The sequence below is a fragment of the Streptococcus plurextorum DSM 22810 genome (assembly GCF_000423745.1).
Lineage (GTDB): Bacteria > Bacillota > Bacilli > Lactobacillales > Streptococcaceae > Streptococcus > Streptococcus plurextorum.
This window is the reverse complement of sequence record NZ_AUIO01000012.1, coordinates 1-20,126: the sequence shown is the minus strand read 5'-3', so window position 1 is coordinate 20,126 and position 20,126 is coordinate 1. Positions and strand designations below refer to the sequence as shown.

Sequence of the window (20,126 nt, the reverse complement as noted above, 5' to 3'; positions counted from 1 at the left end):
CGTTTATGTTATAATTTAAAAAAAATAAGCCCATGTATCTTCAATTAGTAGATGAATTAGAATTTAATATTCGTAATACCATGTCACCAAATGACAAGCTGCTATCTGAGCGCGAGCTAACCGAAGCCTATTCAGTCAGTCGTATCACTGTGCGTCAAGCTCTCCAAGAATTGGAAAAGCGTGGCCTTGTTTATAAGAAGCAAGGTAAGGGAACCTATGTTTCTGAGATAAAAGAACAGGCCGTTGATTTAGCTACCTTATACAGCTTCACGGACGCCATGAAAAAGCTAGGGAAAGCGCCTAAGACTCAAATCTTATCTTTAGCTAAAATGAAAGCCAGCGAACAGGTTGCTAAAGGGTTACAAGTGCCACTTGGGACGGCAGTGTTTGAGCTAGTCAGGTTACGTGAGGCGGATGATGTCCCTATGATGCTCGAGAGAACCTATCTTCCTGCACAACTCTTTAGTCATTTGACCGAAGAAGTCCTTTTACAAAAACCACTCTATAGAATTATGGAAGAGGATTACCAATACCATATTCGTTTAGCAGAGGAAGAGTTTTTTGCGAGTATTGCCTTGAATCATGAAGCAAAATTATTGGGGATTAAGAAAAATAGCCCTGTATTACACCTTATTCGTAAAACCTACAGTCAGAAGAATCTGATAATAGAATTTACCTTTAGTATTGCACGTGCAGACCAGTTCCGATATAGGGTCAGCCATTTACGCGATAAATCATAAATCTTAATAAAAAGGAAAAGGAGGCTTCTATGTTTTTTAAAACGCAAGAAGAACTATCGGATTTAGGTGCAGCCATCACCACTCAAGAAATCAAGCAACAACCCGATTTGTGGTTGGAGACACTGAGAATCTTTAAAGAGAATATGGCAAGGATTACAGGATTTTTGGATCAGGTGACATCCTCTAGTCCGCAACAACCAGTAAAAGTAATCTTCACAGGAGCCGGAACTTCTCAATATGTTGGTGATACGCTTTTGCCTTATCTTAAACGCACAGCAAATCGTAAGCGCTTTCTATTCGAAAGTATTGGAACGACGGAAATAGTATCGGCACCTTATGATCATCTCTTTGAAGATGAAACGGTTCTTCTAGTCTCGTTTGCAAGATCAGGAAACAGCCCAGAGAGTGTCGCTGCTCAAGCTTTAGCGAATCAAATTGTTTCAAATGTGTACCATCTGACTATTACCTGTGCGCCAGAAGGTGTGCTAGCAAAACGGTCTGTCCATGATGACAAAAATCTTCTATTGTTGATGCCAGAAGCTTCTAATGATGCTGGATTTGCAATGACAGGTAGTTTTACCTGTATGCTTCTCACAGGTTTGCTGATTTTTGATGAAGATTCTAGCATGGAGGAAAAAGAAGCTTATATCAATGCTCTCAAGGTGATTGGTTCAGATATTATTGCCCGTGAGGCAGAACTACAAGAGGTCGTTGACTTAGATTTTCAGCGGATTGTCTATCTGGGGTCAGGATCAATGGCTGCGCTGACAAGAGAGGCTCAACTAAAGATTTTAGAACTCACAGCTGGTCAAGTGGCGACCATGTATGATTCGTCAATGGGCTTTCGTCATGGACCAAAGTCATTTGTCAATGAGAAAACCTTGGTTATTGTCTTTGTTCATAATAGCCCTTACACCCGTCAATACGATTTAGATTTATTGCACGAAGTGATGGGAGATGCCATTGCTTTGAAGACCTTGGCACTAGCACAGACCGGGGAAGATAATTTTACCGGTGACCGATTTGACCTTGTGTCAGAGCAACTGTTGCCAGAAGGGTATCTGAGCCTTGCGATGGTTTTAGTGGCACAGATCATAGCACTGATGACAGCCGTAAAAGTGAAGAATAAGCCAGATACACCATCAGCCTCAGGAACTGTAAATCGAGTGGTAAAAGGTGTTATCATCCATGATTATCAATAATATGAAAGGAATTCATACCATGTGGACATTAACAGAACATAAGAGACGCTGTATGGAGAAATTATCAAGCCCAGAAGGCTTTATCTCTGCCTTAGCTTTTGATCAAAGGGGAGCCTTGAAAAAATTAATGGCAAAATACCAAGAAGATGAGCCAACACGATTACAAATGGAGACCATCAAGAGTTTGGTAGCTGAAGAGTTGACGCCCTATGCTTCTTCGATTTTGTTAGATCCCGAGTACGGTCTACCTGCTATCAGTCAGATCCATGACGGCGTAGGCTTACTGCTTGCTTATGAAAAAACGGGATACGACACCACTTCTACAAAGCGTTTGCCAGATTGTCTCGATGATTGGTCTGTTCTCCGCTTAAAAGAAGCAGGAGCAGATGCTATTAAGTTTCTCCTTTACTATGACATTGACAGTTCTAAAGAGGTTAATCGCATTAAAGAAGCCTATATCGAACGCATCGGTTCAGAATGTCAGGCAGAGGACTTGCCCTTCTTTTTGGAAATTCTTTCCTATGATGAAAGCATTACAGATGCAAGCAGTATTGAATACGCTAAAGTCAAAGCTTCTAAGGTCATCGGAGCGATGAAAGTTTTCTCAGATCCACGTTTCAAGATTGATGTGCTCAAGGTGGAAGTACCAGTCAATATGAATTATGTAGAAGGCTTTAGTCAAGGAGAGGTGGTCTATAGTCGTTCAGAGGCTCAGGCCCTTTTTGAAGAGCAAAGTCGAGCGACCCACCTACCATTTATCTTCTTAAGTGCTGGGGTGTCAGCGCAGCTATTCCAAGAAACCCTAAAATTTGCTAAAGCATCAGGGTCAACATTCAACGGCGTTCTCTGTGGCCGAGCGACTTGGGCAGGCTCTATACAAGCCTTTATCGAAGATGGTGAAGCTGGTGCACGTCAATGGCTTAAGGAAGAAGGATTTGCCAACATTGATAGTTTAAATGCTGTGATTAAAGAAACAGCCACACCGTGGATGACACGTTTGTCGTAAGTATCAAAAAAACACCAGCTTAGGCTGGTGGAAGGGGGACTTAGCGATTAGCAGTGATTTCAAACTTGAAATAATCACAACGCTTGTAACTTTCGATGTACTCTAAAACAAGATCAGTATTAGCTTGTTCAGTTTTGCGAATTTGTAAGACAGTAGGCTCAGATTTGCCTAACTTAAGAGCTTTGAGAGCCTCTGAAGGTGTTGAAAAGGTGACTTCATTTGTCTCCGTATAGGGTTCGGCTGACATATGGATGTCAAAATCAAGTTTAAACCGTTGATAGATTGACTTGAAATGTTCCTTTTTTGCACCTGGTGTTTGAATGAAGCGTTCAGGGATAAAAGACTCTTGGTAGTGGTAGGGCTTATCACCAGCTGTACGAACCCGAACAATACGATAATAAAAATCACTCGTTGACAGTTTCAATACAGCTAAATATTTAGGGTCGTTGCCTTTTTCGACCAATAGAACATCAACATGGTCCTCTTTGACTGGGAAACGTTCAATATCAGAAAATTCGACCATTTTGCCTTTACGAGAACGGGAAACAAAGGTCCCTTTACCTTGCTTACGCACAAGATAGCCATCTTTGACCAATTCATTGAGGGCACGGATAACAGTGATTGAGCTCACATCGAAAAGTTTAATCAATTCACTTTCAGTGTAAAATTTATCACCGTTTTCGAATTTACCAGTAACAATTTGATTTTTTAGTTCGTTCTGAATACGCTGGTATTTTGGAACTTTCATGGGATATCCTCTTCCTAATACAAGAATGTTGTAAATATGGGTACCCATCATTATACTAAATAATTAGATAAAAGGGAAATAAAAAGCGGTACAGAATAAATTTAAAAGTTATAGTCAAACTACTTGATATAACCACCGGTTTATGTTAATATATAAATATAAAAAAGAACTAAAATTTAGGAGGTGATCTTCTAGATGAACTTTGAGATACGAGACGAATTTTATCTAGATAATCAACCCTTTAAACTATTATCAGGAGCAATTCATTACTTTAGAGTGCACCCTGATGACTGGTATCACTCGCTCTATAACTTGAAAGCCATGGGGTTTAACACGGTGGAGACCTATGTCCCTTGGAACATGCATGAGCCACAAAAAGGGCATTTTACAACAGAAGGTATTTTAGACATTGAACGCTTTCTTAATTTAGCCCAGGAGCTTGGCCTTTACGCCATCATTCGTCCATCACCTTATATTTGTGCAGAATGGGAATGGGGAGGCTTGCCCGCTTGGTTGTTGACAGAAAAGCTACGAGTACGCTCTAGTGATGCCACGTTTCTTAATCATGTCGATGAGTATTATGCTAAGTTATTACCAATTCTTGCAAAACATCAGTTAAGCCAAGGTGGCAATATCCTCATGTTCCAGGTGGAAAATGAGTACGGTTCTTACGGAGAAGAAAAAGCCTACCTAAGAGCCATCAAATCTTTGATGGAAAAACATGGTATAGAAGGTCCATTTTTCACATCAGATGGCCCTTGGCGCGCCACTCTTCGTGCAGGAAGTCTGATTGAGGATGATGTCCTAGTGACGGGAAATTTTGGATCAAAAGCTTCTTTAAACTTCCAGCAAATGAAAGCTTTCTTTGATGAATATGGTCGCAAATGGCCCTTGATGTGTATGGAATTTTGGGATGGCTGGTTTAATCGATGGGGAGAAGAGGTGATTAAGCGAGATCCTGAGGAGTTGGCAGATGCTGTCATGGAGTGTATAGAGCTAGGTTCCATCAATCTTTATATGTTTCATGGTGGTACAAACTTCGGCTTTATGAATGGTTGCTCAGCCAGAGGAAATACCGATTTACCACAAGTAACCTCTTACGATTATGATGCTATTTTGGATGAGGCAGGCAATCCGACTGCCAAATTCTACGCGATTCAAACCCGCTTAAAAGAAAAATTTCCTTCGATAACTATTACAGAACCTCTGATTAAATCAAGTAAAGCTTTTGAAACAGTCAGCCTAACAGAAAAAGTGAGCCTTTTTAGAACACTTGAAAATGTAAGCGCTTCAGAAATCTCCTTTTACCCAAAAAACATGGAAGACTTGGCTCAAAATACGGGCTATATCCTCTATCAAACTCAGCTGGAACGCGATAAAGAAGAGGCAGAGCGCTTCCGTATTATCGATGCTAGAGACCGTGTTCAAGTCTATGCTGATGGCTGTCATATCATGACCCAATATCAAGATGACATCGGTCAAGACATAGAGCTTCCCCTCAACAATCAGGTGACCGACCTCAAAATCTTGGTTGAAAATATGGGGAGGGTCAATTATGGTCATAAACTTGAAGCAGCAACCCAAAGGAAGGGGTTAGGACGCGGAGCCATGGCAGATCTTCATTACATTGGTCAGTGGTCCCACTATTGTTTGCCTTTAGATTCTACGGAATGGATTGATTTTTCAAAAGGATGGCAGAGCAATCAACCAGCTTTTTATCGCTACACTCTAGATTTAGAGGAGCCATCTGATACCTATCTAGACATGACAGGATTTGGAAAAGGTATCGTTTTTATCAATAATGTAAATATCGGGCGATTCTGGGAAAAAGGTCCCATCGTCACTCTCTATCTACCAAAAGGATACTTAAAGAAAGGAGAAAACAGCATTGTCGTCTTTGAAACAGAGGGCAAATACAGAGAGTGTCTGACTTTTACAGATAAACCCAAAATTGAAAAAATAGAATGATGAAAGGAGTTGCCTATGGCAATTATTGCAACACGTATTGATGGTCGTCTCATCCACGGTCAGGTGGCCAATCTTTGGACAACCAAATTAAATATTAGTCGCATTATGGTTGTTGACAATGATATTGTTGATAACGACTTAGAAAAAACAGCTTTAAAACTAGCTGTTCCCCCAGGTGTCAAATTATCAATCTTAACGGTTGAAAAGGCTGCCGCAAATATTCTGGCTGGTAAATATGACAGTCAACGTCTCATGATTGTGGCGCGTCGTCCGGATCGATTTTTGGGGCTTTTGGAAGCGGGAGTGACCTTCCCAGAACTCAATGTCGGAAACATGTCTCAGTCAGAAGAAACACGTTCTGTAACGCGTTCAATCAACGTTGTCGACAAGGATGTTGAAGATTTTGATGCTATCACAGCTAAAGGTGTTAAGCTAATCGCGCAGATGGTGCCAGGTGATAGCCCACAAGACTTTATGCCACTCTTGGATAAAGTTAGGTAATATATCAATAAATAATTTTCTAAATTTATAGGAGGAAAAAACCATGCAATGGTGGCAAATTCTATTACTCACTTTATACTCAGCCTATCAAATCCTTGATGAGCTGACAATTGTTACATCGGCTGGTTCGCCAATCTTTGCAGGACTTATCACAGGTCTTGTTATGGGCGATATGGAAACTGGTTTGACAATCGGTGCTAGCCTTCAACTGATGGTGCTTGGTGTAGGTACTTTCGGTGGTGCATCTCGTATTGACGCAACTTCAGGAGCGGTTCTTGCGACAGCCTTCTCAGTTGCTAATGGTATTGACGCAGAGCTTGCGGTAACCACAATTGGGGTGCTAGTAGCTCAGCTCATGGTTTATACAGATATTCTCGGACGATTCTCAACCACTTACTTTGCACACCGCATTGATAAACACGTTGAAGATTTTAACTACAAAGCAATCGAGCGCAACTACCTCATGGGTGCCATTCCTTGGGCAGCGTCACGTGCGCTTCCAGTCTTTATCGCTCTTGCCTTTGGTCAAGGTGCTGTACAAGCTTTGGTTGATGCTATTCAAAACGTACAATGGTTGGCAAATGGTTTGACACTTGCAGGACGTATGCTTCCTGGTCTTGGTTTTGCAATCTTGCTTCACTACTTGCCAGTTAAACGTAACCTTCACTATTTGGCAATGGGCTTTGGTATCACAGCAATGTTAACTACCCTTTATACTAACCTTGCTTCAGTTGGTGGTGCGGTAGCAGGTCTCGTTGAAGGCTTCAATGCAGCACCATTCAAGGGCCTTCCAATGGTTGGTATTGCTATTATTGGCTTTGGCCTTGCCTTCATTCACTATAAAAACAGTCAAAATGCTCCAGTGATTATCAAACAAGATGTTTCAGAAAGTGGGGAAATTGAAGATGACGAAATCTAATTATAAATTAACAAAAGAAGATTTTAACCAAATCAATAAACGTAGTCTCTTTACCTTTCAATGGGGTTGGAACTACGAACGTATGCAGGGATCAAGTTACCTTTATCACATCTTGCCACAGCTTCGTAAACTCTATGGAGACGGCACTCCTGAACTTAAGGAGATGATGAAAACTCATACGCAATTCTTCAACACGTCAAACTTCTTCCACACTATTATCACAGGGATTGACCTTGCTTTGGAAGAAAACGAAGGGGTAGAATCAAAACAGGCGGTTCAAGGGGTTAAGACAGGTCTTATGGGACCATTCGCTCCTATCGGAGACTCTATCTTTGGCTCATTAGTTCCTGCTATCATGGGATCAATTGCTGCTGGTATGGGTAAAGAAGGAAACCCTGCTGGGGTAATCCTATGGGTAGCCGTTGCTTGGTTGATTAATATTTTCCGTTGGAAACAGCTTGAAATTGCCTATAAAGAAGGAACTAAGCTGGTAACAACCATGCGTGACCAATTGACTGCTATTGTAGATGCAGCTTCGGTTATGGGTGTCTTCATGGTTGGTGCCCTTATCGCGACCATGATTAACTTTGAGTTGTCATTTGATTTGACAGTTGGAGCAAAAGTAATCAACTTCCAAGACTTAGCAAATCAGATTTTCCCACGCTTGGTACCAGCAATCTTTACAGGTTTTGTTTATTGGTTGCTTGGCCGTAAAGGCATGAACTCCACTAAAGCCATTTTTGTAATCATTGTGCTTGCGATTACATGCTCTGCTTTTGGTTGGTTCGCATTGGGAATGCAGGGATAGTATGGCTAAACACTTAATCTTGATTAGCCACGGACAACTAGCAGAAGAGCTGAAAAAAAGCACCGAAATGATTATGGGAACGCAAGAAACCATTCATTCTGTTTGTCTAGCTCCTGAAGAAGGTCCAGATGATTTCCGTAAAAAGCTTGAGGAAGAAATTTCGCAACTAGATGATTTTGTTATCTTTGCAGATCTTATGGGGGGGACGCCATGCAATGTTGCCGCGCGCCTCCTCATGGAAGGAAAAGCTTTCGAGCTTTATGCAGGGATGAACATGCCTATGGTTATCGGGTTTTTAAATAGTATTTTATTAAACGAGGCCATTGATTTTGTTGACTTTGGAGCCACTAACATCCACCATCTCAATCCGCTTCTAGGAGCGGATGATGAGGATGAAGAGTAGCCTTTAAGTATCCTAGCCCTCTTGCGCTTAGCAGGAGGGTTTTTAGCTAGGAGATGTGTGCGGTCTCTTTTTCATAAAACTAAAAAAAAGGGTGTTGACAAAATGATGATTTAATAGTATGATGGTTAGTGTTGCCGCGATAGTTAAATGGTATAATAGAGCAATGGTAATGCTCCGTTCCGAGTTCAATTCTCGGTCGTGGCAGATAGCGAGCTGACTGCGGTCGGCTCTTTTATTTTGGAGAGTACATGTCTTACGAAAAACAATTTTTAAAAGATTTTGAGGAATGGATTCAGACCCAAATCATGATCAATAAGATGGCGATGGAACAGAGCCGCAAGGTTGTGGAAGAGGATAAGGATGAGCGGGCGGCAGATGCCTATATTCGCTATGAGAGTAAGCTAGACGCCTACCAGTTCATTCAGGGGAAATTCGTCAATTATGCAGCGGGGAAAGATTTCCATGATCTTCCAGACGGTTTGTTTGGGGAACGGCATTATTAGGAGAGGAAAAAGGATAAATGGCTAAAAAGAAAGTAAATCGTAAAAAACAATTAAAGAAACAGTTGGCAGACTTGAAACGTGCAGGTCGTGTAGGTCTTGAAAGAGCTGCAGAGGTAGTAGAGACAGTTGCTCACAAGGCTGAGGCTGTAGTAGAGCATGCTGTGGAACAAGTGAAAGAAGTTGTAGCAGAGGTGACTTCTTCAGCGACTTCATTGGAAGACTTTTTGGCGCTTCCTGAGTTGGAAGGCATTGCGGCAGCACGTTTGGAAACCTTCTACGAAGCAGGTATTCAATCTGTGGCTGATTTTGCAAACCATACAGAAAAAGAGCTCTTGGCTCTTAAAGGCATCGGTCCTGCAACTATTAAGCAGTTGAAGGAAAAAGGGATTGAGTTGAAAGCTTAAATCCCTTGCTTTTCAAGGTCCAATTTGTTACAATAACAATTATCAGAGGTGTTTTGAACCCCATTTGTCACAGGAAGCGGTGCTACTGAGAAATCCGCACAAATGTCAAAACTGGTTGCTGATGGTGTGAATTGAATAAGCAAAGTGCAGATAATCTATCTGAACAAGGGTGGTACCGCGGAATAACTTCGTCCCTGTCTAGCAAGTCTAGGCAGGGATTTTCATTTGGAAAGGAGAAATATGCTACATCATGTTGAAATTTACGTTTCTGACTTGGAAACTTCGCGTGCATTTTACGACTTTCTCCTGACCAAGCTGGGCTACTCGCTCTATCAGGAGTGGGAGGAAGGGTTTTCTATGGCTCTTTATGATTCCAAGTCGCTAGCGACGAAGGAGAATGTAGAGCCATTGATGCAGTTTGAGCGAAGCGAAAACAGTAATCCTTTGTCAAAACCAGAGCAATACCTGGTCTTTGTCCAAACGCCAGAGGACTTCCTAGAGCCAGGTTATCACCGTTGCCGTATAGGTCTCAATCATCTAGCCTTTCATGCGGGAACACCGGATGAGATTGACCAATGGCGGAAAGAATTGTTGACCAGACGAGTCAAACTGCTTTACGATGACCGCTATCCTCACGCAGGAGGACCAGACTACTATGCCCTCTATCTAGAGGACCCAGATGGGATAAAGATAGAGTTGGTGGGGGAGTAAATTTTTTACAAGAAAGGATTCGAGATGGAAGCACAACATCCAATTAGAGACGCAAGAGAGTTAGAAGCAATTGATACCTTATCTAATCGCTATAAGAAGTTAGTTGAACCAAATCATTTGATGAAGTTTGGGAATGAATTGGGTAAATTTGTACCTAAAGAAATCAAAAACTTTGTGGGTGGTATTGGGCAAAATATTTCAGAACAAGAATTATTTATCAAAGTTTTGGAACTTTTGGGTCAAGGTTTTCATGAAATTGAAAAACAAGCTGCAAGATATTCCATTAGCAAAAAAGACATTGTTAAAAAATACAAGGGGGTTAATACTTTTGAAGAAGTCGTCCTATTAAGAAGTTACGAAATTGCCAAAGTTGTCAATGATTATAAAGTTCAAGATTTATTCGCTGCGGGAATTCAGGGTGCTGCTACAGGGGCACTTGGTTTTGCTGGAATTCCGTTTAATCTAGCCTTAAGTACGTTTTTATACTTCCGAGCTGTACAATCAGTCGCCCTACATTACGGATATGATGTTGTTGATAATCCTGATGAATTAGTGATTGCAAGCAAAGTTTATACGGATGCAATGAGTCCATCAGTTAAAGGTGGAACTGACGAGTTTTCAACTGCTATTGCTAAAATTATGATAATGAGTAAGGCTACTATCGTTCAACAGACTGCTAGAAAAAATTGGTCTGACATGATTGCTCGTGGTGGAATACCATTATTTTTGACTCAACTGAGAGCATTGGCCCATAAATCAGCACAGAAAGCATTAGAAAAAGCAGGTCAAAAAGGACTAGAAAATACTTTATTTAGAGAGTCCTTTGAACTAATTGGTAAAAAACTGACTCAAGAAACCATAAAACGTAGTATTCCATTTATTTCAGCTGGGATTGGGGCATTGATTGATACTGCTCAAATGAGTTCTGTTTTAGAGTTTGCAGATGTTTTTTACCAACAACGCTTCCTAGCTGAAAAAGAGTACCGTATAGAATTACTAAAAAATAAAGACAACACAGTAATTATCGATGCAGAATTCACAGAAAGTGAATCTAATGGAGAAAAATTAATGTCAAAAGAATTATCGCCAAAATACAATCACGCCTCCGTTGAGGCTGGTCGTTACCAGACTTGGTTGGACCAAGATGTGTTTAAGCCGTCAGGCGATGCGGAGGCCAAGCCTTATTCAATCGTCATTCCACCGCCAAACGTAACCGGTAAGTTGCACTTAGGACACGCTTGGGATACCACCCTTCAAGATATTATTATCCGCCAGAAACGCATGCAGGGCTTTGATACCCTGTGGTTGCCAGGTATGGATCACGCGGGGATTGCCACACAGGCTAAGGTTGAGGAACGCTTGCGGGAGCAAGGCGTGACCCGTTATGACTTGGGTCGTGAAAAATTCCTCGAAAAAGTCTGGGAATGGAAGGATGAGTACGCAGCGACCATTCGTGAGCAATGGGGCAAGTTGGGTCTGTCTTTGGACTACCAACGTGACCGCTTCACGCTAGACGAAGGCTTGTCAAAAGCCGTTCGCAAGGTCTTTGTGGAACTCTACAAAAAAGGCTGGATCTACCGTGGCGAATTTATCATCAACTGGGACCCAGCAGCTCGCACAGCCCTTTCTGACATTGAGGTTATTCACAAGGACGTCGAAGGTGCCTTCTATCACATGAATTACATGTTGGAAGATGGTTCTCGTGCCCTTCAAGTTGCGACAACTCGTCCTGAAACCATGTTTGGTGACGTTGCGGTGGCGGTTAACCCAGAAGACCCACGTTACAAGGACTTGATTGGTAAAAATGTTATCCTGCCAATCGTCAACAAGCCTATCCCAATCGTTGCCGATGAGCACGCAGATCCTGAATTTGGTACAGGGGTTGTGAAAATCACACCTGCCCACGATCCGAATGACTTCCTCGTAGGTCAACGCCACAATCTGCCACAAGTCAACGTTATGAACGACGACGGTACCATGAATGAGCTCGCAGGTGAATTTGCAGGTATGGACCGCTTTGAAGCCCGTAAGGCAACGGTTGCTAAGTTGCAAGAACTGGGTGCCCTTGTGGAAATCGAAAACCGTGTGCATTCCGTTGGACACTCTGAGCGTACTGGTGTGGTAGTCGAGCCACGCTTGTCAACCCAATGGTTTGTCAAAATGGACCAGTTGGCTAAGAATGCCATTGCCAACCAAGACACAGCCGATAAAGTAGAATTTTACCCACCACGTTTCAACGATACCTTCCTACAATGGATGGAAAATGTACACGACTGGGTTATCTCGCGTCAGCTTTGGTGGGGTCATCAGATTCCAGCATGGTATAACGAATCTGGCGAAATGTACGTCGGAGAAGAGGCTCCAGCAGGTGACGGTTGGGTACAGGATGAGGATGTCCTAGATACCTGGTTCAGCTCTGCCCTTTGGCCATTCTCAACTATGGGCTGGCCTGACGAAAACGCGGCGGACTTCCAGCGTTATTTCCCAACCTCAACCTTGGTAACGGGCTACGACATCATCTTCTTCTGGGTGTCACGCATGATTTTCCAATCGCTTGAGTTCACCGGCCGTCAGCCATTTAAGAACGTGCTGATCCACGGTTTGATCCGCGACGAAGAAGGTCGCAAGATGTCCAAGTCGCTTGGAAACGGGATTGACCCAATGGATGTCATCGAGAAATACGGTGCGGACGCTTTGCGTTGGTTCTTGTCAAACGGCTCTGCTCCTGGTCAAGATGTTCGTTTCTCTTATGAGAAGATGGATGCTTCTTGGAACTTCATTAACAAGATTTGGAATATTTCCCGCTACATCCTCATGAACAATGAAGGCTTGACCTTGGATGCAGCGCGTGACAATGTCGCCAAGGTCTCAGCTGGTGAGGCTGGTAACGTGACGGACCGCTGGATTCTCCACAATCTCAACGAAACCATTGCCAAGGTCACTGAAAACTTCGACAAGTTCGAGTTTGGTGTGGCTGGTCACATCCTCTACAACTTCATCTGGGAAGAGTTCGCCAACTGGTATGTCGAGCTGACCAAGGAAGTGCTTTACAGCGATAACGAGGCTGAGAAAGTCATGACCCGCTCAGTTCTTCTTTACACGCTGGACCAAATCCTTCGTCTCCTCCACCCAATCATGCCGTTTGTGACGGAGGAGATCTTCGCCCAGTACGCAGAGGGCTCTATTGTAGTGGCGGCCTACCCTGTTGTCAACCCAGCATTTGACAATGCGGAAGCACATAAGGGAGTAGAAAGCCTTAAAGACTTGATTCGTTCGGTGCGAAATAGCAGAGCAGAAGTGAACGTTGCGCCATCTAAGCCGATTACCATTTTGATTAAGACGGCAGATAGCGAGCTTGAAGCTTTCTTCAAGGCAAATGAAAACTACATCCGACGCTTTACAAATCCAGAACAGTTGGAAATCAGCTCAAGCATCGCTGCACCAGAACTAGCCATGTCAGCCGTTATCACCGGTGCTGAAATCTTCTTGCCACTCGCCGACCTCCTCAACGTCGAAGAAGAGTTGGCTCGTCTGGATAAAGAACTAGCCAAGTGGCAAAAAGAACTAGATATGGTCGGCAAAAAACTCAGCAACGAACGCTTCATCGCCAACGCCAAACCAGAAGTCGTTGAAAAAGAAAAAGAAAAACAAGCCGACTACCAAGCAAAATACGATGCGACAGTAGGACGGATTGAAGAGATGAAAAAACTTGTTAAGTAGGTAGAATACAACAAATGCCCAGCCTAAAATGGCTGGGTTTTGTGGTATACTTGAGTAAGATTTAAACCATATGGAGATATATTATGAGTGGTCTAGAGATTTATAGTGGAAAATTTAGATATGAGAGCACTAAAGAAGAATATCAAGGAGAACTACAAATAGATAAAATAAATAATCTGATAACCTTAACCTTGACAATCTCTTCTTCAGATTTGCATAATATTCCTAGATTTCCTCTTGAGAATGATATAAAGGTGATTTATGGAAAGCTTTTATCTGGGAAATCTATTATTCTTTATGATTGCAATGTTTTAGATGAAAGCAATCATAAAAATTATATTAAAGCGGGTTTGAATTACACCACACAAGTAATTAAGGCTAGTTATTTATTTGAAACTGATGTAACGTTAGGACCAGAGGGATTGCTAATATCTTCAGCACAGGTTGATTTTGGTAATATTCTTGAGTGGGCAAATTTATGCTATTACACATGGGGAGGAGATGGTACAACTTGGAATCCTATATGGATTGAGAGCGAACCAATCAGTATTAATTATCGTGATGATTTAGAAGTAATATTTATTCCGAGTAGAAATAGTGGAGTATTAAACAATTATCAAGTAAAACTTGAACTAAATCAAAACGTTTATTGTAAATTTCAATATAAACAACCAATAAAATGGGATGATTTTTTAGAAGATATCAAGAATGTAGAATATTTGATAGGTTTTGGTTTGCAGAGAAAAGTACGTTTTGAAGGAATAAAATGTCAGTTATTAGAGGATGATTCTGAGGATGATAGGTTTTGGGATGATAAAGTAACATTAGGAATTGGTAGAATAGAAAACATTGATAATCAACATTCATATTTTTTCTTATATAATTTGGAAGCAATTGCTGAAGAGTCACATATTTCAAAGTGGCTAGAATATTATGAGAAGTTAAAACCAATTCTGGATTTATATTTCCTGATATTAGATAATCAGTATTATTTAACATCAGAACTAGTTTTTTTAAACTTAGTTCAAGCATTGGAAACTTTTCATGCCCGTTTTATTACTGATGATGTAAAAGAATACATTACTCGTGCAAAAACTCTGGTTGAAAATTATTTGCATCATGAAGAATGGCTAGATTTTCTTTGTGACAAAGGACAGCGGAGTAGTCGTTCAATTTATTTAAAAAGTAGATTGGCTGATTTGATATTTGCAAATGGCCAACATTTAGAAATGGTAGATGACACTTATCAGGATATACAGAAAATAATTGATACAAGAAATTATTATACACATTATGATCCTAAAAAGTTGGAGAGAAGTTTTACAAAATCAGAGTTACCCGTTGTAAATTATAAATTGAGATTATTGTTAGAATTTCACATCCAAAAATTAATAGGCTTTGATGAAGATAGTCTTAAAAAGAAATATCTTGAAAATGTTCGTAGACATAGATATTAGTTTGATAAAATTGATTTGTTGTCTATGTGTTTTTTATCATAGAATTTATTTCAGTTATCTTCTTCCTCTTTACATCCTCCACAATATATTAGATAATAGTTCTATCAACTAGATAGGACTATTTTTATGAAATCAACTTTTGAAACTCAGTTATTGGAGTCGGTGCAATATGGTTTTATCGATAGAGAGATTTTTCAAGAAGGAGTCTATTCGCCTAAAATTTTAATAAATGATACAGAAACTCATCGTTATGTTTTAAATGATATTCAAGAAGAATTAAGCAAGGCTAAATCCTTTGCTTTCAGTGTGGCTTTTATTACTCAGTCTGGACTAGCCCTAATTAAAAGTCAATTATCAGATTTGGCAAATGAGGGAGTTCGGGGGAGAATTTTAATTTCTCCCTATCTGGATTTCAACGATCCCATAGCGATGAAAGAATTGCTTAAACTGAAAAATGTCCAAGTACGGATAACACCAGTCAATTTGCAAATGCATGCAAAGTTTTATCTGTTTGAGCAAAAAGATAAACAAGTTATCATTTCTGGTAGTTCCAATTTAACGCATACGGCTTTGAAAATTAACTATGAGTGGAATGTGAAATTGACTTCAACACATAATGGTGATTTTATCCAGAATGCAAAAGAAGAGTTTGAACGTATTTGGGATAAATCAACCGTATTAGATATAGATGCTATTAATGCTTATGCTGCTCGTCGAAAGATAGTCATACAGACATCAATCATTCAAGATGAACCCGTAAGCTCTTATCAAGAAAACATTCGTCCTAACAAGATGCAAGAGCAAGCTCTAGAAGGTCTTGAAGCTGTTAGAAAGAATGGAGCTCAAAAAGCTCTGGTCATCAGTGCAACTGGGACAGGTAAAACTTATCTTTCTGCCTTTGATGTCAAACAATACAATCCAGATCGAATGTTATTTATAGTCCACCGAGAACAAATTCTTCAAAAATCATTAAAAGATTTTCAAAAGGTTTTAGGGTTTGAAGACAGTGAAGCATGCATTTATAAGAGTGGAGTGGATGTTTCAAAGAAAAGATATGTCTTTGCAACTATTCAAACTATTTCAAGAGAAGATAATCTCCAATCTTTTGATCCTACATTCTTTAACTATATTTTGATCGATGAGGTCCATAAAGCAGGCGCGGATACCTATAAAAAAGTGATGAGTTATTTTCAGCCAGATTTTTATTTAGGGATGACCGCGACACCTGAGCGAACTGATGGACAAAATATTTATGAATTGTTTGATTATAATATTGCTTATGAAATTCGTTTGCAAGAGGCACTCGACAATGATATGCTTTGTCCATTTCTTTATTACGGAGTTTCAGATATTAAAATTGATGGCAAACTGATCGACGAAAATGCCAATTTTTCAAATCTAGTATCGGAACAACGCATCAATCATATTCTAGAAAAAGTTGCTTATTATGGAGTCAGCGGAGAAGTGGTTAAGGGATTGATTTTCTGTTCGTCTGTTAAAGAGGCGAAGGAATTAGAAAGTCAATTCAATAATAGAGGACTTCGGACACGTGCCTTATCTGGAGAACATAGCCAAGAGGAACGACAGCAGGTTGTTCAAGACTTGGAAAATGGGAACTTGGACTATATTTTAACTGTTGATATTTTTAATGAGGGTATTGATATTCCAAGTGTCAACCAGGTTGTCATGCTTCGCAATACCCAATCGAGTATCATTTTTATTCAACAATTAGGACGAGGCTTACGAAAGCACGACTCTAAAGAATATGTTACGATTATTGATTTCATTGGAAACTATCAAAACAACTATCTAATTCCAGTTGCACTTTTTGGTGACCAATCAATGAACAAAGACAATTATCGTCGTGAAGTCAGAGAGCCAAATATTTTAAGAGGACTAACGACAATCAACTTTGAGAAGATTGCCAAAGAACAAATTTTTTCTTCTATCACAAATACGACACTTTCATCAATTAAAATTTTACGAGATGCTTTTAAAGATTTAGAGAATAAGTTGGGTAGAGTTCCGTATCTATCAGATTTCGTAAAATTAAACAGCATTGATCCGCTTGTCTTTTTTGAAAATTCAAGTTTTCAAAACTACGGAGATGTCATCAATAAGTTTTCAGAAGAAACAATCCTTCTATCAGAAGTTGAAAAGCGATTTTTGAATTTCATTACATTTGAATTATTGAATGGAAAACGAAAACATGAATTGTATTTGCTGGATCTACTTATTGAAAATGCAGGTCTAGTCTCATCAGAAAAATGGTTTGAAAGTATTATTGAGCATGATTTGGATTTTAGAACAGAAGTTTTAGAATCTGTTACAAGGGTATTAAATCTATCCTTTTTAAAAGCCCAGGAGCAAAAGAAATATGGTAAGGATGCACTGGTTACTTTTGATGGTGAATTATATCGGTTGAATGAAGAAATCCATGAATCCTTGATGAATAACATCAAATTTGCTGGATTGTTTCTGGATGTTCTTGAAACAGGAATTCTAAAATCGAAAGATTATCCTGAAATTTTTACACTTGGTCAAAAATATACTCGACGTGACGTACTCAAGTTGCTTAATGTTGAAAAAGACGAGCCGCCTTTAAATATTGGTGGATATAAAATTGATAAGGAAACCAATTCTTGTCCGATTTTCATCACTTACCATAAAAGCGATGATATTAGTGATACTATAAAGTATGAAGATGAATTGCTGAATGAATCAACACTGAAATGGTTTTCTAAGAATAAACGTACTCTGGATTCAAATGATGTTTCGACGATCATCAACTCTAATGAAAACGGACTGAGATTAGAACTTTTTGTTATAAAAGATGATTCTGAGGGTGGAGAATTTTATTATCTTGGTCCTATAAGATATGTCGAGAATAGTGCAAGTGAAATGATAAAATCTGGAGACTCGGTAGTTCAAATGCTATTTAAGCTAGATTTGCCAGTAAAAACAAACTTGTATAAATATCTGACAGATAAATAAAGATAGAGAGTTGCAGGACTCTCTATCTTTTTTGTAAACGTTTGACTGCAGGAATGTCAACCGGCGCCCATTCCAATTCATCTAATTGATCAATTGGAAGCCATTTAGAATCCTGATGCTCTAATAAAGTTAAATCTCCAGTTACTAATTTTGAACGGTAGGTTTTCATTGTAACAATACCGAAGTCATATTCATAAGATGCTTCATTGAGAAAGGAAATGATTTCGATTTCAGAATCAAATTCCTCTCTAATTTCGCGAACTAAGGCTTCCTCTGGTGTCTCGCCTGCTTCAAGTTTTCCTCCGGGAAATTCCCAATATCCTCCCAAACTTTTTCCTTCAGGACGTTGAGCGCAGAAGATTTTCCCATTTTTTTCAATAGCAGCTGCTACGACATTGATCATTTTTTTCGACAAAACTAGACCTCCAGAATAAATTCTTAAATAGATTTTGTTATACTTTGTAATATATATTACTTTAAAGGATTAAAAATGTCTAGACAAATTGCCCACCTCCCCTCTCTCATCCCTTTCGGTTTTATCCTCTCCAACAATCGTTACACCTACCGTGAAGTGTTCATGGAGGGGCAGTTTGAGGCGGTGGTGGAGGTGGATGAGGCTGGCCAGTGGACATCTTTTATTTGGGATGTGGATATGGATGAGCTCTACACTGCTCATCTGGTGACCGCACCCGCAGGGGCCTTTGTCAGTCAGGTTAAAGAAGCTTATGAGGCTATTCTTCTGCGTGTGACAGAAGCCTGCTTTATCGCTCTGCCATTTACCAAAGACCAGAGCAATCGCCTAGCCCAGCTCATCAAGGAGCAGTGGGGCGACCTTCCTGATTATCCTTTCGCCAAGTTGCCGACTTATGGGGCTTTTCGTCACCCTGCCAATAGTAAGTGGTACGCCTTGGTCAGCCAAGTTCCGAGGGACAAGCTGGATGGGAGCGGGTCTCAAGATTTGGTGGAAATCGTCAACCTCAAGGTTGATTCTCGGGAAATAACAGAGCTTCTGAGCCTTTCGGGCGTCTATCCAGCCTATCATATGTCTAAGAAGACCTGGGTGTCGGTGCTACTGGATGGGACGGTGGCTGATGAGGTGCTACTCTCCCTTGTGGAGAAAAGTCGGTTTTTGGTGGGACCCAAGTCTTACAAGGCAGAGCAGGGATCAGATTACTGGGTCATTCCAGCCAATCCAAAACTCTATGATATTGATAGCGAGTTTGCGGAAAATCCAATCGTCTATTGGCCACAAAAATCTACGATTCAAGCAGGGGATTTTGTTGCCATTTATGTCACGGCACCTGTACAGGCCATTCGCTATGTCTGTCGGGTCTTGCAAGCCAATATCACCAATCAAGGTCAGTCAGACATCCCAACAGATAAGCCAGTCATGCAGGTTGAACTCATTGCGACGCTGCCAGATACTACCTTTCCCATAACTCGTATGAAAGACTTGGGGGTTAAGGCAGTCAGGGGACCACGACGATTGACCAAGGAAATGATGGCGGCCTTAAAAGAACAATTGGATAAGCTGATTTTAAAAATGAAATTCAATGTTGGTTTCAAATTTAACCAATGCCTGAGTGAAAACGGAAGTCAAACATAAAGGCCGGAGGCAAAAAACAAATAAAATGTTAAAAAATTCGCCCAAGTCGCAAAAAGTAGTTGACAGTAGATAAGAAGTTTGATAAGATGAGTAAGTTGTCTTTTGAGAAAGAGACGAAAAAAAGTTCGAGTAAAGTAGTTGACAGTAGTCAAAAGATTTGCTAGAATATAGGAGTTGTCTCTTAGGAGAAGACCATTGAAAACTGAACAAGACGAACCAAGTGCGGGTTATGCAAATAACCTGTCAAGAATAAAGAAAAACGGATAAGCCAGAGTGCTTAGCCGGACAAACACTTATATTAATGAGAGTTTGATCCTGGCTCAGGACGAACGCTGGCGGCGTGCCTAATACATGCAAGTAGAACGCTGAGCTTTGGTGCTTGCACTGAAGTGAGGAGTTGCGAACGGGTGAGTAACGCGTAGGTAACCTGGCTCAT

Annotated in this window: 17 protein-coding genes, 1 tRNA gene, 1 rRNA gene and 1 pseudogene; 18 read left to right on the top strand and 2 right to left on the bottom strand. The window is 40.5% G+C overall.

Annotated elements, in window-relative coordinates; translation table 11 throughout:
• The first annotated feature begins 32 nt into the window (after positions 1-32).
• Genes G575_RS0108505 through lacD form a run of 3 tightly spaced genes read left to right on the top strand, consistent with a single transcriptional unit; the run spans position 33 to position 2,948 of the window.
• Entirely contained in the window at positions 33-740 is a 708-nt protein-coding gene (locus tag G575_RS0108505) for a GntR family transcriptional regulator (protein WP_027972354.1), read from the top strand.
• A 29-nt stretch (positions 741-769) separates the two neighbouring features.
• A complete protein-coding gene (locus G575_RS0108500) occupies positions 770-1,942 on the top strand; it encodes an SIS domain-containing protein (RefSeq protein ID WP_027972353.1) in 1,173 nt (390 codons plus the stop codon).
• A 19-nt stretch (positions 1,943-1,961) separates the two neighbouring features.
• Positions 1,962-2,948 (top strand): tagatose-bisphosphate aldolase, encoded by a 987-nt coding sequence (gene lacD / locus G575_RS0108495; protein ID WP_037622932.1) that lies wholly within the window; start codon positions 1,962-1,964, stop codon positions 2,946-2,948.
• Between the two features lie 40 nt (positions 2,949-2,988).
• Here the strand turns inward: lacD and G575_RS0108490 are convergent, their stop codons facing one another.
• On the bottom strand, positions 2,989-3,696 hold the full coding sequence (locus tag G575_RS0108490; protein ID WP_027972351.1) for a GntR family transcriptional regulator: 708 nt from the start codon (positions 3,694-3,696) through the stop codon (positions 2,989-2,991).
• Between the two features lie 195 nt (positions 3,697-3,891).
• On the opposite strand from G575_RS0108490, the gene G575_RS0108485 reads away from it, so the two are divergent.
• The 13 genes and pseudogenes from G575_RS0108485 to G575_RS0108430 all read left to right on the top strand — a co-directional run bounded on the left by G575_RS0108485 (position 3,892) and on the right by G575_RS0108430 (position 18,084).
• Entirely contained in the window at positions 3,892-5,664 is a 1,773-nt protein-coding gene (locus G575_RS0108485) for a glycoside hydrolase family 35 protein (protein WP_027972350.1), read from the top strand.
• A gap of 15 nt (positions 5,665-5,679) precedes the next feature.
• Complete coding sequence (locus tag G575_RS0108480) at positions 5,680-6,165, top strand: PTS sugar transporter subunit IIB (RefSeq protein ID WP_027972349.1); 486 nt, start codon at positions 5,680-5,682, stop codon at positions 6,163-6,165.
• 43 nt (positions 6,166-6,208) lie between these two features.
• The gene (locus G575_RS0108475) at positions 6,209-7,084 is read left to right on the top strand and encodes a PTS mannose/fructose/sorbose/N-acetylgalactosamine transporter subunit IIC (protein ID WP_027972348.1); all 876 of its coding nucleotides are present in this window, start codon (positions 6,209-6,211) and stop codon (positions 7,082-7,084) included.
• Positions 7,071-7,892, top strand: a complete 822-nt coding sequence (locus G575_RS0108470; RefSeq protein WP_027972347.1) for a PTS system mannose/fructose/sorbose family transporter subunit IID — start codon at positions 7,071-7,073, stop codon at positions 7,890-7,892. The genes G575_RS0108475 and G575_RS0108470 overlap by 14 nt, the downstream gene beginning before the upstream one ends.
• Position 7,893: 1 nt before the next feature.
• Positions 7,894-8,295: a PTS sugar transporter subunit IIA gene (locus G575_RS0108465; RefSeq protein WP_027972346.1), complete on the top strand. Its 402-nt coding sequence runs from the start codon at positions 7,894-7,896 to the stop codon at positions 8,293-8,295.
• A gap of 133 nt (positions 8,296-8,428) precedes the next feature.
• Positions 8,429-8,499: transfer RNA gene (locus tag G575_RS0108460), tRNA-Thr, on the top strand.
• A gap of 44 nt (positions 8,500-8,543) precedes the next feature.
• On the top strand, positions 8,544-8,798 hold the full coding sequence (locus G575_RS0108455; RefSeq protein WP_027972345.1) for a DUF1912 family protein: 255 nt from the start codon (positions 8,544-8,546) through the stop codon (positions 8,796-8,798).
• 17 nt (positions 8,799-8,815) lie between these two features.
• Positions 8,816-9,202 (top strand): helix-hairpin-helix domain-containing protein, encoded by a 387-nt coding sequence (locus G575_RS0108450; protein WP_004194072.1) that lies wholly within the window; start codon positions 8,816-8,818, stop codon positions 9,200-9,202.
• Between the two features lie 240 nt (positions 9,203-9,442).
• On the top strand, positions 9,443-9,913 hold the full coding sequence (locus G575_RS0108445) for a VOC family protein (RefSeq protein ID WP_027972344.1): 471 nt from the start codon (positions 9,443-9,445) through the stop codon (positions 9,911-9,913).
• Between the two features lie 24 nt (positions 9,914-9,937).
• Positions 9,938-10,870 (top strand): annotated as a pseudogene (locus tag G575_RS12465) (EcsC family protein); the annotation flags it as partial.
• Positions 10,871-10,981: 111 nt separating this feature from the next.
• Complete coding sequence (locus tag G575_RS0108440; protein WP_027972343.1) at positions 10,982-13,633, top strand: valine--tRNA ligase; 2,652 nt, start codon at positions 10,982-10,984, stop codon at positions 13,631-13,633.
• Positions 13,634-13,716: 83 nt separating this feature from the next.
• Positions 13,717-15,090, top strand: a complete 1,374-nt coding sequence (locus tag G575_RS11700; RefSeq protein WP_027972342.1) for an ApeA N-terminal domain 1-containing protein — start codon at positions 13,717-13,719, stop codon at positions 15,088-15,090.
• A 126-nt stretch (positions 15,091-15,216) separates the two neighbouring features.
• On the top strand, positions 15,217-18,084 hold the full coding sequence (locus tag G575_RS0108430; RefSeq protein ID WP_027972341.1) for a DEAD/DEAH box helicase: 2,868 nt from the start codon (positions 15,217-15,219) through the stop codon (positions 18,082-18,084).
• A 22-nt stretch (positions 18,085-18,106) separates the two neighbouring features.
• Here the strand turns inward: G575_RS0108430 and G575_RS0108425 are convergent, their stop codons facing one another.
• On the bottom strand, positions 18,107-18,499 hold the full coding sequence (locus G575_RS0108425) for a (deoxy)nucleoside triphosphate pyrophosphohydrolase (RefSeq protein ID WP_027972340.1): 393 nt from the start codon (positions 18,497-18,499) through the stop codon (positions 18,107-18,109).
• A 75-nt stretch (positions 18,500-18,574) separates the two neighbouring features.
• Here G575_RS0108425 and G575_RS11370 point away from each other — a divergent pair, with 75 nt between their 5' ends.
• Both G575_RS11370 and G575_RS0108415 read left to right on the top strand, forming a co-directional pair.
• Positions 18,575-19,690 carry an MmcQ/YjbR family DNA-binding protein gene (locus tag G575_RS11370; RefSeq protein WP_083958893.1) on the top strand — a complete coding sequence of 372 codons (1,116 nt, stop codon included), beginning with the start codon at positions 18,575-18,577 and terminating at the stop codon, positions 19,688-19,690.
• 297 nt (positions 19,691-19,987) lie between these two features.
• Positions 19,988-20,126: ribosomal RNA gene (locus G575_RS0108415) — 16S ribosomal RNA — on the top strand; the annotation flags it as partial.

Coding starts and splice junctions, on each gene's coding strand:
- G575_RS0108475 (WP_027972348.1), top strand. CDS start 6,209: ATGCAATGGTGGCAAATTCTATTACTCACTTTATACTCAGCCTATCAA.
- G575_RS11700 (WP_027972342.1), top strand. CDS start 13,717: ATGAGTGGTCTAGAGATTTATAGTGGAAAATTTAGATATGAGAGCACT.
- G575_RS0108450 (WP_004194072.1), top strand. CDS start 8,816: ATGGCTAAAAAGAAAGTAAATCGTAAAAAACAATTAAAGAAACAGTTG.
- G575_RS0108485 (WP_027972350.1), top strand. CDS start 3,892: ATGAACTTTGAGATACGAGACGAATTTTATCTAGATAATCAACCCTTT.
- G575_RS11370 (WP_083958893.1), top strand. CDS start 18,575: ATGTCTAGACAAATTGCCCACCTCCCCTCTCTCATCCCTTTCGGTTTT.
- G575_RS0108505 (WP_027972354.1), top strand. CDS start 33: ATGTATCTTCAATTAGTAGATGAATTAGAATTTAATATTCGTAATACC.
- G575_RS0108500 (WP_027972353.1), top strand. CDS start 770: ATGTTTTTTAAAACGCAAGAAGAACTATCGGATTTAGGTGCAGCCATC.
- G575_RS0108470 (WP_027972347.1), top strand. CDS start 7,071: ATGACGAAATCTAATTATAAATTAACAAAAGAAGATTTTAACCAAATC.
- G575_RS0108490 (WP_027972351.1), bottom strand. CDS start 3,696: ATGAAAGTTCCAAAATACCAGCGTATTCAGAACGAACTAAAAAATCAA.
- G575_RS0108445 (WP_027972344.1), top strand. CDS start 9,443: ATGCTACATCATGTTGAAATTTACGTTTCTGACTTGGAAACTTCGCGT.
- G575_RS0108480 (WP_027972349.1), top strand. CDS start 5,680: ATGGCAATTATTGCAACACGTATTGATGGTCGTCTCATCCACGGTCAG.
- G575_RS0108465 (WP_027972346.1), top strand. CDS start 7,894: ATGGCTAAACACTTAATCTTGATTAGCCACGGACAACTAGCAGAAGAG.
- G575_RS0108430 (WP_027972341.1), top strand. CDS start 15,217: ATGAAATCAACTTTTGAAACTCAGTTATTGGAGTCGGTGCAATATGGT.
- G575_RS0108455 (WP_027972345.1), top strand. CDS start 8,544: ATGTCTTACGAAAAACAATTTTTAAAAGATTTTGAGGAATGGATTCAG.
- G575_RS0108440 (WP_027972343.1), top strand. CDS start 10,982: ATGTCAAAAGAATTATCGCCAAAATACAATCACGCCTCCGTTGAGGCT.
- lacD (WP_037622932.1), top strand. CDS start 1,962: ATGTGGACATTAACAGAACATAAGAGACGCTGTATGGAGAAATTATCA.